This is a genomic window from Paenibacillus sp. FSL P4-0176 (assembly GCF_037975265.1).
GTDB classification, from domain to species: Bacteria; Bacillota; Bacilli; order Paenibacillales; family Paenibacillaceae; genus Paenibacillus; species Paenibacillus amylolyticus.
Genome location: NZ_CP150242.1, coordinates 2,279,249 through 2,292,073 on the forward strand (window position 1 = coordinate 2,279,249; position 12,825 = coordinate 2,292,073).

General features: G+C 48.4%; 10 protein-coding genes and 1 tRNA gene. 9 read left to right on the forward strand and 2 right to left on the reverse strand.

What is annotated here, in order from left to right; genetic code table 11:
* Nucleotides 1-72 precede the first annotated feature (72 nt).
* The 7 genes from pstB to MKY95_RS10665 all read left to right on the forward strand — a co-directional run bounded on the left by pstB (nt 73) and on the right by MKY95_RS10665 (nt 7,467).
* Nucleotides 73-828: a phosphate ABC transporter ATP-binding protein PstB gene (gene pstB / locus MKY95_RS10635; protein WP_036609821.1), complete on the forward strand. Its 756-nt coding sequence runs from the start codon at nt 73-75 to the stop codon at nt 826-828.
* A 63-nt stretch (nt 829-891) separates the two neighbouring features.
* Entirely contained in the window at nt 892-1,551 is a 660-nt protein-coding gene (gene phoU, locus MKY95_RS10640) for a phosphate signaling complex protein PhoU (protein ID WP_036609819.1), read from the forward strand.
* A 233-nt stretch (nt 1,552-1,784) separates the two neighbouring features.
* The gene (gene polA, locus MKY95_RS10645; RefSeq protein ID WP_036609817.1) at nt 1,785-4,439 is read left to right on the forward strand and encodes a DNA polymerase I; all 2,655 of its coding nucleotides are present in this window, start codon (nt 1,785-1,787) and stop codon (nt 4,437-4,439) included.
* A 118-nt stretch (nt 4,440-4,557) separates the two neighbouring features.
* Nucleotides 4,558-5,385 (forward strand): DNA-formamidopyrimidine glycosylase, encoded by an 828-nt coding sequence (mutM, locus tag MKY95_RS10650; protein WP_076318373.1) that lies wholly within the window; start codon nt 4,558-4,560, stop codon nt 5,383-5,385.
* Between the two features lie 100 nt (nt 5,386-5,485).
* Nucleotides 5,486-6,301 carry a manganese efflux pump gene (locus tag MKY95_RS10655; protein ID WP_076318374.1) on the forward strand — a complete coding sequence of 272 codons (816 nt, stop codon included), beginning with the start codon at nt 5,486-5,488 and terminating at the stop codon, nt 6,299-6,301.
* Nucleotides 6,302-6,310: 9 nt separating this feature from the next.
* Complete coding sequence (gene coaE, locus MKY95_RS10660) at nt 6,311-6,907, forward strand: dephospho-CoA kinase (RefSeq protein WP_036609811.1); 597 nt, start codon at nt 6,311-6,313, stop codon at nt 6,905-6,907.
* A complete protein-coding gene (locus MKY95_RS10665; RefSeq protein WP_076318375.1) occupies nt 6,904-7,467 on the forward strand; it encodes a lytic transglycosylase domain-containing protein in 564 nt (187 codons plus the stop codon). The genes coaE and MKY95_RS10665 overlap by 4 nt, the downstream gene beginning before the upstream one ends.
* Before the next feature lie 82 nt (nt 7,468-7,549).
* On the opposite strand, the gene MKY95_RS10670 is transcribed toward MKY95_RS10665, so the two are convergent.
* Nucleotides 7,550-7,771, reverse strand: coding sequence for an alpha/beta-type small acid-soluble spore protein (locus MKY95_RS10670; protein WP_017689472.1), 222 nt, complete (start codon nt 7,769-7,771; stop codon nt 7,550-7,552).
* A 116-nt stretch (nt 7,772-7,887) separates the two neighbouring features.
* Between MKY95_RS10670 and nrdR the strand changes: the two genes are divergently transcribed.
* Together nrdR and MKY95_RS10680 are read left to right on the forward strand one after the other, a co-directional pair.
* Nucleotides 7,888-8,355, forward strand: a complete 468-nt coding sequence (gene nrdR / locus MKY95_RS10675) for a transcriptional regulator NrdR (RefSeq protein ID WP_036609807.1) — start codon at nt 7,888-7,890, stop codon at nt 8,353-8,355.
* A 185-nt stretch (nt 8,356-8,540) separates the two neighbouring features.
* Nucleotides 8,541-8,613, forward strand: a tRNA-Ala gene (locus tag MKY95_RS10680).
* 237 nt (nt 8,614-8,850) lie between these two features.
* On the opposite strand, the gene MKY95_RS10685 is transcribed toward MKY95_RS10680, so the two are convergent.
* The gene (locus MKY95_RS10685) at nt 8,851-12,480 is read right to left on the reverse strand and encodes an S-layer homology domain-containing protein (RefSeq protein ID WP_076318376.1); all 3,630 of its coding nucleotides are present in this window, start codon (nt 12,478-12,480) and stop codon (nt 8,851-8,853) included.
* Between the last annotated feature and the right edge of the window lie 345 nt (nt 12,481-12,825).

Here is a 12,825-nt window from a genome sequence, read left to right on the forward strand (position 1 = left end):
AAAGATTATCAGTATCGGTCTCAACGTAAAGGGAGTTTCCGTGTCCCTGCAGCGAAGGAGAAGTGAACATCCATGAAGGACCTCATTCACATTGAAAATCTTAATTTATATTATGATACGCATCACGCGCTTAAAAATATATCGATGGATCTGCCGGAAAAAACCGTTACTGCGTTCATCGGGCCGTCAGGTTGTGGTAAATCGACATTGCTTCGCACGTTAAACCGGATGAATGACATGATTCCGGGTGTTCGTGTGGAAGGACAGGTTATGCTGAATGGATCTGACATTTACAGTAATGAGATTGAAGTGGAGACACTGCGCAAACGAGTTGGCATGGTGTTTCAACAACCGAATCCTTTTCCAAAATCCATATACGATAACGTGGCTTATGGACCGCGCCTGCACGGGGTAACCCAAAAGGCTGAACTGGATCAGTTGGTGGAACAAAGTCTTGTCCATGCTGCATTGTGGGATGAAGTGAAGGATGTATTGAAAAAGTCGGCACTTAGTTTGTCTGGCGGACAACAACAGCGTCTCTGTATTGCACGGGCGCTGGCTGTACAGCCTGACGTTCTGCTGATGGATGAAGCAACGTCTGCACTTGACCCGATCTCCACATTGAAGATTGAGGAGCTAGTGAAAGAATTGCATCACAAGTACACGATCGTTATGGTTACCCACAATATGCACCAAGCGGCACGGGTATCTGGACGCACGGTATTTTTCCTGAATGGTGAAGTGGTGGAGGCAGCTGATACGGAGACGTTATTCTCCACACCGCAAGATTCCCGAACCGAGGATTATATATCTGGAAGGTTCGGTTAAGCGAGCTGAATTGGAATGATCCCGGCATACCCGGAGATGATGGATAAGGAGGACATGAAATCTATGATTCGCAGAAAAGAATTTGATCAGGAGCTTGAAGAGCTGCGTACCTTGCTCAAACAAATGGGTGAACATGTAGGAGCAGCATTGGATGGTGCTATTGAGAGTTTACAAACGATGAACGCGGAGAAAGCTCAGGTCATCATCAAGAATGATGCGAATCTGAATGCCCTTGAAGACAAAATTATGGAACTTGGCTCCAAACTGATCATCACACAACAGCCGGTGGCAAAGGATCTCAGACGTATTATCGTGGCATTCAAAATCTCCAGTGATCTGGAGCGTATGGGAGATCTTGCGCTCGACGTGGCGAAGGTGACACTCCGGATGGATGGACAGAAGCTGATTAAACCTTTGGTGGATATCCCGCAAATGGCAGAAATCGTGAAATCCATGATTGATGAATCCATCGAATCTTTCCTGAAAGAAAACACAGACCTGGCCTATAAAATGGCTCAAACGGACGATCAGGTGGACCAACTGTATAGCCACATGATCAGTGATCTCTACACGTTAATGTCAGAGCATCCGAATCAGGCTTCTCAGGCTATGCTGCTGATGATGGTTGGGCGTTACATTGAACGTATTGGCGATCATGCAACCAACATTGGTGAGAGCACGGTATACCTGGTGACAGGTAAACGTCCGGATCTGAATCAATAGAAGAGCATTACTTTGGAATTGGGGAATCAGTACTGATTAAGTAATGCAATCATATGAATGAAAAAGGACTTTCTCTCAGGTAGGCTGTGTACAGCTGTCTGTGGAGAAGGTTCTTTTTTGTGATTAAATGTGAAGTGAAAGAGGCTATTCTTTTTGATGTGACAGGTGGGTATGGTATCATGAGAGTAGATGTAATCTGAAGAGGTTGACCATATAATACGCGAGGTGCTGGAATGGACAAGTTTATTCTCATAGATGGAAATAGCATTATTTACAGGGCGTTTTTTGCAATGCCGCCTCTGACCAACTCGAAAGGTCTGCATACCAATGCGGTATATGGCTTCACTACGATGCTGCTGAGACTGCTTGAAGAGCATAAACCTACACATGTTATGGTTGCTTTTGATGCAGGCAAAATCACGTTCCGCCACGAAGGGTATCAGGAATACAAGGGTGGACGGGAGAAAACACCACCAGAGTTGTCAGAGCAATTCCCTTTGCTCAAGGAACTGTTGAAAGGACTTGGCATTGCTCAGTTTGAGCTCGCTGGATTTGAAGCGGATGACATCATCGGAACGTTAACCAAACGCGCAGATGAAGCGGGTAGACAGGTGCTCGTTGTATCGGGTGACAAAGATATGCTGCAGCTTGCTTCCGAACATGTACATATCGGGCTGACGCGTAAAGGGGTAACCGATATTGAGCTGTATGATCCTGCTCAGATTAAGGAGCGTTATGGTCTGACGCCGCTGCAAATCATTGATCTCAAGGGTCTGATGGGCGATGCGTCCGATAACATTCCAGGCATTCCCGGGGTTGGAGAGAAAACAGCGTTGAAGCTGCTGCACCAGTTCGGATCGGTAGAGGATGTACTGAACGGCACAAGTGAGCTGAAAGGCAAGATGAAAGAAAAGATCGAGGCCCATGCCGAAGATGCCCGGATGAGCAAACAACTCGCGACGATTCACCGGGAAGTTCCGCTGGAGCAGACGTGGGAGGATATGCAATTCGCTGGATTAAAAGAAGAACATGCTGGCCCTGCACTAGCTAAGCTGGAATTCAAATCTCTGCTCGAACGCCTGTCGTTCAGTGGCAGCATCGGTTCTGAACAGGAAGCGGTCCCTGCTGCCGAGGTGGAGTCTTCCATTGCAACAGAGGACAACATCAGTGAGCTGTTCAGTTCACTGGATTCCATTGATGTCCTCCACGTGGAGACACATGGGGATAACCCGCACCAAGCGAAATTGATTGGACTTGCTGTAGGTTCTGCTGGAACATATACGTTCATATCTCCCGAATTGCTTCATTCCGAAGCTGCCGCTCCAGTGCGGGCATGGCTTGGTAATTCAGACCAGCCAAAGCGCGGTTATGATCTTCATCGTGTAGACCTGGCCCTGCATGCACATGGCATTGAATTTGCTGGTGCGTCATTTGATGTACAACTAGCTGCGTATTTGCTTGATCCAACGGAATCCAATCAGACGATTAGTGGACTCACGACCAAGTATGGTCTGCCTTCGCTTGTGGAGGATGACACGGTTATGGGCAAAGGGGCCAAGTACAAGGTACCGGAAGTGGAGATTTTGGGTGATTTCCTATGCCGAAAGGCTGCGGCAGTAGCAGCCATTATTCCACTTCAGGAGCAAGTGCTGGAAACCGATGAGATGAATTCGCTGTTCCATGAACTGGAGATGCCGTTGTCACGTATATTGGCGGACATGGAGAAACAGGGTATCAAGGCCAATACAGCCGATCTACAGGCTTTGGGCAGTGAGTTTGAAGAACAGATCAGCAGGTTGATGGCTGAGATCTACAAGCTGTCAGGAACGGAATTTAATCTGAATTCACCAAAGCAACTGGGTGAGATTTTATTTGATAGACTGGGCTTGCCAGTGGTGAAGAAAACAAAAACGGGTTATTCCACAGATGCGGAAGTATTGGAGAAATTGGCTCCTTATAATGATGTGGTCAAGCATATTCTGCAATATCGTCAGCTTGCCAAGCTGCAATCCACTTATGTGGAAGGATTGCTCAAAGAGATATCCAATCGGGATGGCAAGGTGCATACGTATTATCGTCAGACCATTGCTGCAACGGGACGACTTAGCAGTCAATTCCCGAACTTGCAGAACATTCCGATTCGGATGGAAGAAGGTCGCAAAATCCGGAAGGTATTTGTTCCTTCCGAGCCAGGATGGTCCATTTTGGCAGCAGACTATTCCCAGATTGAACTGCGAGTACTGGCCCACATTTCGGACGATGAGCGCTTGAAGGAAGCGTTTGTCAACGATATGGATATTCATACAAAGACAGCTTCGGATGTATTCGGCGTGAAGCCTGAGGATGTGGATGGGGATATGCGTCGTTCCGCCAAGGCAGTTAACTTTGGTATCGTGTATGGCATAAGTGATTATGGTTTATCACAGAACCTGCATATTACACGTAAAGAGGCTGCGCAGTTTATTGATCAGTATTTTGAAGTGTTCCAGGGTGTCCGCCGATACATGGATGACATTGTGAAGGAAGCTCGTCAGGATGGTTACGTCAAAACGCTGTTGGAACGTCGTCGCTACCTGCCAGAGATTAATGCCAGTAACTTCAATCTGCGTTCCTTCGCAGAGCGTACGGCGATGAATACACCGATTCAGGGAACAGCGGCAGATATCATCAAGCTGGCCATGGTACAGATGGATGAAGCGCTACGGGAACGCAAGTTGAAGAGCCGTATGTTGCTTCAGGTGCACGATGAACTTGTATTCGAAGTGCCTGCGGATGAATTGGAACTGATGAAAGAGTTAGTACCATCTGTTATGGAAAAAGCGTTGGAACTGTCGGTTCCGCTGAAAGCAGAAGTCAGCTTTGGTGATAACTGGTACGAAGCGAAATAAATCAAGTGCCGTGCGGTTTTTCCGGTATTTTACAAAAGGCCTTTCCATGTTTGAGATATAAGAAAAGGGTCCCGCTGAGCGCCATCTTCCGTTATAATATAGGGGAGGTGAGAACATCATGCCGGAATTACCGGAAGTCGAAACAGTCAGAAGAACATTGAATCAACTTATTGTGGGCAAAACGATTGATCATGTTACCGTTAGCTTGCCGCGGATTATTCAGCGGCCGGACGACATAGATGCATTTGCAATGGAACTCGCGGGACATACCGTCATTGGGGTGGAGCGCCGCGGCAAGTTTTTGCGTATTTTGCTGGACGGGCTGGTGCTTGTCTCCCATCTGCGGATGGAAGGAAGGTACGGTGTGTACGAGCAGCATGAAGATGTGGACAAACATACACATGTGATCTTCCATTTTAATGATGGTACGGAATTGCGTTATAAGGATGTGCGTCAGTTCGGTACGATGCATCTGTTCAATGCAGGTGAGGAACTGGTGTCCAAACCTTTGCTTAAGCTGGGACTGGAGCCGCTTGATCCCGCCTTTACGGTAACTGCATTCCGCGAGGCGGTTGGCAAGCGTACAACCAAAATCAAGGCTGTGCTTTTAAATCAGGCATATGTGGTCGGTATCGGGAATATTTATGTGGACGAGGCTCTATTTCGCGCAGCTATCCATCCCGAGACGATTGCCAAGACACTGACCGAAGCTCAGTTAACGGTGCTTCATGAAGCGATTGTGGCTACGTTGCAAGATGCAGTGAATGCAGGTGGATCTTCCATCAAGTCCTATGTGAATGGACAGGGTGAGATGGGGATGTTCCAGCATCAACTGAAAATCTATGGACGCAAATCAGAACCTTGTACAACTTGTGGTACGTTAATTGAAAAAACGGTGGTTGGTGGCCGTGGCACGCATTTTTGTCCGAACTGTCAGCTGTTGTAACATGAACTGAATGAACGAAATGATGAAATCATAGCACCCTTGGATTCCTCCCTCCATATACTGATATGGCAGAAATAAGCGGGCGTATACCCATACTGGCATCTTCAGTTGGCACGAGTACCGCACAGAGGAGGAGTCCGGGGTGCTGCATCATTTTATTTCATTGCTGGCGCTTGCTTTGGCGCTTAGTTTAGATGGTTTTGGAGTCGGGATTACATATGGGTTACGGAGGACTAAGATTCCCCTGTTATCTATCGCTGTTATTTCGATCTGTTCGGGATTTGTTATTGCCTTGTCGATGCAAGTAGGTGTGATGTTGTCCCATGTGGTGTCACCGGATATCGCTTCGATCGTGGGAGCCGTCATATTGATAGGTATTGGTGCATGGTCACTGTTGCAACTAATTCGAAAGCAAGGCAAAGAACAGCTGGAAACAGACACTGGAATGGGTGAGGGAACAGAAGCAAAGGTAACTGGAGTGGGAGAAGCACAAGAGAGACTGTCGGATTCAAAGGGCAGGAATCAGGTGCTCGCACTGGATCTGGAGCAGTCGGCTTCAAATGGATCACTGGAACGAATGGTATTTACACTGGAGCTGCGCAAGCTGGGCGTTGTCATTCAGATCCTTCGCAGTCCCTCCAAGGCGGATATGGATAACTCGGGGAGTATATCTGCTCAAGAAGCGATGTGGCTGGGTATTGCCTTGTCTCTGGATGCGTTTGGAGCAGGTTTGGGAGCGGCACTTCTGGGATTCCCTACACTATGGACAGCACTCATTATTGCACTGTTTAGTGGGGCGTTTCTGTCACTCGGCATGAAGGTTGGCCTACGATTCTCAGCTCTGCGCTGGATGCGAAGACTGTCTGTATTGCCAGCGCTAATGTTAATGATTATGGGAATAATGAAGTTGTTATGAGGTGAAACGATGAATATAGGCTTAACCGGCGGGATCGCGACAGGCAAAAGCAGTGTTTCCGCCTATCTCGCCAGTAAGGGAGCGTTGCTCATCGATGCAGACGTTATTGCCCGGGAAGTTATGATGCCTGGGCATCCCGTGTTGGCCGCCGCTGTTAAGCGGTTTGGACAAGCCATACTGAACGAAGATGGAACAATGGATCGGAAAAAGCTTGGGAGTATTGTTTTCGAACAACCAGAGGAACGAAAGGCATTGGAGGCTATCACACATCCGGCGATCCGAAAAGAGATGCGCGAACGGGCTGCTGCATACGCGTTGCAACATCCGGATAAACTTGTGGTATCTGATATTCCTTTGCTCTACGAATCAGGTCTGGAGGACGGTTTTGAGGAAGTCATGGTTGTATATGTCCCGAGATCGGTGCAACGAGATCGCTTGATGAGTCGGGATGGAATGACTGCAGCACAGGCTGAGGCTCGAATGGATGTACAGATGGATATTGAGCGCAAAAAACAGCTGGCAGACATTGTTATCGATAACAGCGGCTTATGGTCTGCGACGGAACAGCAAATTGACTCATATCTACAGCGTAAGGGTTTGTTATGAGAATATTGCGTAAGAAACGTGTATTGCTGTTGATGTTTGTTTCCTTTGTAATGGTGTTATTTCTGAATACAAACTGGATGGCATGGTTCTATCCCATACATTATAAGGAAGAGATCCGTGCCCAATCTCAGAGTTATGAGGTTGATCCGTTTCTGATTGCTTCCATTATCAAGGTGGAGACCAATTTTAAGACAAGCAAGGAATCCAAACGAGGTGCCATTGGGCTCATGCAACTGATGCCGGACACGGCGAACTGGATACTGGAACAAGCCAAAATTCCCGACACTTCGCTGGAGGAATTAAAGCACGAGCCAGAACGAAATATTCAGTTAGGCACATGGTATCTGCGGAATCTGTCCGATCAATTTGATGGCAATGAAGCAGTTATGATCGCTGCCTATAATGCGGGTCCAGGCAAAGTAAACAGTTGGCTTAGAGATGGTGTATGGGATGGCTCGTTCGATACGGTGAAAGATATTCCGTTTGGTGAGACGCGTCACTATGTACAAAGAGTCATTTACTATTATAATCAGTATGTAAAGATCTATAATACGTTCTAAGTATATAAGTAGAAGCACAGAGCAGGCCGGTTATTCACCGGCCGCTCCATGCTCCTCTGTGTAGCGTATTACGATGCAGATATTATTGGTATTGACCTGCCAATTGCTGTTCTGCAATTGTTACCAGACGCTTCGTGATGTATCCACCGATCGAACCGTTCTCGTAAGAAGTCATGTTACCTTGGTATCCGTCTTGTGGGATGCTGATTCCGAGTTCTTGAGCAACTTCATATTTCATTTGCTCGAGTGCTGCGGAAGCTTTAGTTACCACCAAGTTGTTGGAGTTACCATTGCTTTGTGCCATTGCTGTTCACCTCCTCGCGGGTTGGTAAAAGTATTATGTGTCGGCAATGCGTTTTTCATTACAAAATCAGTACAGGGAATATGTGGTAAAAAGTAAAACGTGGGAAGTGATCTGTTTTGAAGTGTCCTTATTGCGGTTATATGGGTACCAAAGTGCTTGATTCGCGTCCGGCCAACGAAGCAAAATCCATTCGTCGTCGCCGTGAGTGTGAGCAGTGTGCCCGAAGATTTACAACGTTTGAGATGATTGAGGAGACTCCACTGATCGTCATTAAGAAAGATGGCAGTCGTGAAGAGTTCAGCCGGGACAAAATTCTCCGTGGGCTTATTCGTGCCTGTGAGAAACGTCCAGTCTCCGTAGAGACCCTGGAGATGATGGTATCTGAAGTGGAGAAATCTCTGCGTAATACAGCCGATGCTGAAGTTGAGAGTCGCCAGATTGGTGAGCTGTTGATGGAACAGTTGTTTCCAGTCGATGAAGTGGCGTATGTCCGTTTTGCGTCGGTATACCGCCAGTTCAAAGATATCAATATGTTCATGAAAGAACTGAAATCCCTGTTGTCCAAAGACGATCTGGAGGATTAGTGAAGTTGGTAAAGGGAGAAGAGCAGTCTGGAGTTCCAGTCCGTGTGTACCAGAGAAATCGGTTGTTCTTCTCCAATCACTTTGGATCTTGAGAAAGTGATTGACAGCGAAAGCTGGATTTTATATGATATAGGAGTCGCCTGTGGAACGTAGCAGTGTTGGACAAGTTATCTATTTCATATCCTGGGGCCTTAGCTCAGCTGGGAGAGCGCATCGCTGGCAGCGATGAGGTCAGGGGTTCGATCCCCCTAGGCTCCATAATCAAGAATGCCATCACATTATTGTGATGGCGTTTTTTTGTGCGTGAAATAAATCAAAACATGCATTAATTAATTAGAATTTTTTGGACTTGGGGATGAATATTCTAGATGCAAAAATAGAGGGTTTAAAGTCCTGACTGTGGAGTTGTCAAAAAAAGTACAGTTTGAAAACAAGGAGACCCTACCGGCTGGATATTGTCCAGTCGGTAGGGTCTCCATTTTTCTGTATACGCTTTCAGTCAGCCAGATATTCGACGAATCTTACAAAGATCGTGGCTACTTCGGCACGGGTGGCGGTGGCTTTGGGAGCAAAGAAGTTGTCCGGCTTGCCTACTACAATGCCGGTGCCCCGCAGCGCCTGAACGGCCTCCAACGCCCAAGAGCTGATCTCACTCTCGTCCGTGAAGGACTTAGCGTGGCTTTCAGGCAGCTCATAGCCCTTGTACTTCATGTAGTTGTATAGTATCACCAGCATCTGCTCGCGCGTCATCGGTGAATTGGGGTCAAACAGGTTTGCGTTTGTACCGTTGACTATGCCTTTTTCGGCCGCCCACTCAGCTGCCGCGGTGTACCATTGCCCGTCCGTCACGTCGTTAAAGCGGGAACTCGTGTAGCTGGAGAGGTTTACGTTCTCAAGATTGGCCAGTACCTGCACGAACATTGCACGTGTCATTGCGGTGCCGGGTGAGAACGTTGTGGACGTCGTGCCGTTGAAAAGATCGTATGTGTAGGCGAAATTTATATAGCTGTAGAACCAGTCGTCCATGTTGGCATCCCTGAAAGGATTGCCCGATATCACGAGGAAGCCCAGTGGGGTGGCGTCATCAACCGCCAGCTCCGTACCCTCACGGATGTTCAGCGACATGCCGTTATCTAAGCTAACTTTTGCGCCGCTCGGTCCTATCACAACCGCTCCGCCGCTCCGTATCTTCGATCCGCCATGGATATCCACACGGTTGCCGTTTGGCAGGTTCACATGCGCGTCTTTGCCGCCTACTGTAACCGTACCGTCGCTCGCGATCGTCGAGCCTCCCGAAATGGTCACTGTGCTGTTGCCGCCGGGTAGTGTCACTTCGGCGCTCTTGTCTGCCGGAATGGTTACCTTACCGTTTGAGTCTATCGTTGTGCCTTCAGGTACCTTAATCTTCGTCCCGCCTTTGGTCGCAATCTCGCCGCCACCGGGGAGGGTGGTGTTGCCGTTTTTGTCTGTGACCGCGGGCTTATCCTTCGGTGTATTCACTGTGTAGGTCGACTTCAACGTTCCAGCGTCTGTCCCGGTGCCCGTATTGTCGGTGTTGCCCGTATTACCGATGTTGCCGGTATTTCCGGTGTTTCCGGTGTTGCCCGTATTGCCGCCAGAATCAGGCACAGTGGGAGTCGTCGTCTTCATCGGCGTCGTCGTTGCACTGATCTCCGCGCCGTCGCCCTTTGCATTCACCGCGATGATGGTGAAGTTGTAGCCTTGGCCGTTTGTCAGGTTCTTAAAGGTATATTTGGTCTCCGTCGCATCCAGTGTGACCGGCGTCACGTTGCCATACCATACCTTGTAGCCCAATATCGCACTGCCACCGTCGTCAGCAGGGGCGGTCCAGCTCAATGTGACCTGTCCGTCACCGGCTGTCGCTTTGAAGCCGCTCGGAGCACCGGGCACGACCGGTTTTCTCTGCGCGAACATCCAATCAAAGACGTCTGTGTAGTCATTGTTCCAAGCTGGCAAGTTAGAGGACTGCGCCGTGGGAGCTATGCTCCAATTCCCCATAGTTATCTCGTTGTAAAGAACCGCAGCTTCAACTTCGTGCGCTATGTAATCAGCCAGAACAGGTGTGTTGGCCGGATTCGGCCTCAGATTCGGCTGATCAAATTGATTGTAGGGCCACGTAAGGACCTCATTACTCTCAAAGCGCGAAGCCCTCGCGTTGATCATTTTCGGCATATTGTTATTGATAAAGTTATTGAGGTTAGTCTGGTAGCCTCCAACATTATGAGCATTTAAAAACATCCAATAGGCCAGGTTGTTGTGAGCGTCATTGTCCTTAGCGTTTGGTGAACCGCTTACCGGGGCCATAGGTGCGGCGGCAGCGAAGAAGCCAGGGTAGCTGTTAACTAAGTTGTTCGTATACTGGCCGCCCCAGGAGAAGCCTGCTGCGTAAACACGATTAGGGTCTACTTCGCCGCTGGCAATCAGGGCGTCTATGACCTTCTTAACATTCTCGGTTGAGGGAACAGATACGCCATTATAGGAAATATTCAGTACATGGCTGGCGTACTTGTCAGGATTTTTCTCCATTTTTTTCATTAGAGCGACCGAGCCGTTGGCGGATTTCATGGCCGCTTTTTGGTCTGTCGCAGCGTTTGTACCGCCGCGTGACATGCCGTGAGTATAAACATACAGCGGCAATCCTTTGATCACTTTACCGTCTTCATCCTTGTGTAGGTAGAGCGAGCGATTGACCGAATTGTCCGTGAATGTTGTAAACTTGTCAAGGATCGGATTCACAACTTTGTCCTGTTCAAAAACCACGTTGCGAAGTGGACTCCCCTCTGTCAGTACGATCTCTCCGTTTGGGACGATGTTGTAAACCTGCTTTGTCGAGTTACTGCTGCCATCCAGCGTTGTTTTGCCGCCGCTCGCTGAATAAAACTCAGACTCAACTACGATGTAACGGCCACTTGCCAGTCCGTCCTGATAATCCGGTGAATTGCTTACTGGCCCCAGATAGCCGCGTACTTTCGGCTCGTCATTAGCGTATACCCTTGTGATTTTGCGTGGTCCTTCAAAGGTCACTGCTTCGCCGTTCAGGGTTGTGTTCCTAGCCGATAAGGCAAACAAGTCCGGATTAAGCGCGGAGCCTAACGCTGCCTTCCCCTCGCCTAAGTCGATGATGACAGCCGTTGTGTACTCGCCACTGGCGAAGTTGTCATTCCATACAACAAAGGGAAGTAGCCCCGCGTCCGGATCGTTTTTGAATGTTACGTGAATGGTATGGTCAGCCTCAATATTCGAAAAGGTATAAGTGCCAGCAGATAGAGTCACGGTCTCGCCGTCTACCGTTACGGTATCCACCATTTTGCCGGAATCGGGGGTAAACGTAAATTCTTTGTTAGAGTCCCGATCTACTCTCAGAACATCGCCAGGTGGGTTCGGCGTTATTCGGCCGCCCGGTCCCGCAGTGGCGGTGATTGAGAATCTGGTGTCCACTTCATTGGCTAAAGAGAGCTGCAGGCTGTCTGTAAAAGAAGCAGCGCTGGTGTAAGCCGCGTCCGGATCTCCGAAACTGGAAACGACTTCATAGCGGTCACCGCCCTTTTCCGTTGAGTTATTGATATAAACCTCAAAGGTAAGCTTGCCCTCCTCCAAGGTCAAGGTTCTTTTGGGTATTCTCATCTCCACGATATATCCTGTTTCCGTGATCTGGGTCCATGCAGCTCTGCCCGGAGCGGCCTGCCCTGAGAACACGCCCGTCGCGCTGACGCGCCATTGGTTTGAGCCTCCGGTTCCGGTGCCGACATAAAACTCCAGACTGTCGTACTGGTGATCTCCGCCAGCTCCCTGATATAGATTACTGTCATTCACAACTACTCGGGAATACAGGTAGTCATGGTCCCAAAGGATTTTGGCTGTGCCCGTGGCATGGGGTCTGGGATCGGCGGGCACAGTGCTTTTGTTGATGTGATGCTCCATGGTCTGGCCCCAGAGTGGGTCGTTTGACCCGAGTTCGGGAGTTCCAAAAATGGCGGTGGGTGTTTCATTCGCTTCTGCGTTCTCGATGTTGTCAGTGGCGGCGGCATAGCTGGTAGGCATTAGCGACGCCACCATTACCAAGCAACAGAGGAACGCGAGCATTCTGCTAAATCGTTTTGGCATAAATGAAAATCCTCCTTATTTTTCGATGCGGTACGCCCACGGCTTACCGCATCGTATTTGGACACGTTGTCCATATGACAAGCGCCCAACTATATATATTATGTTTATCAGGCGTTCAATCCTTTAATTTAAACATAGAGTATATTTAGAATGAAAACGATTACTTCGAAGTATAGGGATAGTGTTGAAGTTTGCTTGAATTGCAATAAAAAAATCCACCTTATTAACAAGATACTACATTGAATTGGAAGTGTTGAAGATGTAATATGAGAAGAAATGTAAGCGCATTCTTTTTTTAAAAAAACGTATCTCTATTTCCTTGAGCGAGGTGGTCTGGTTTTATAG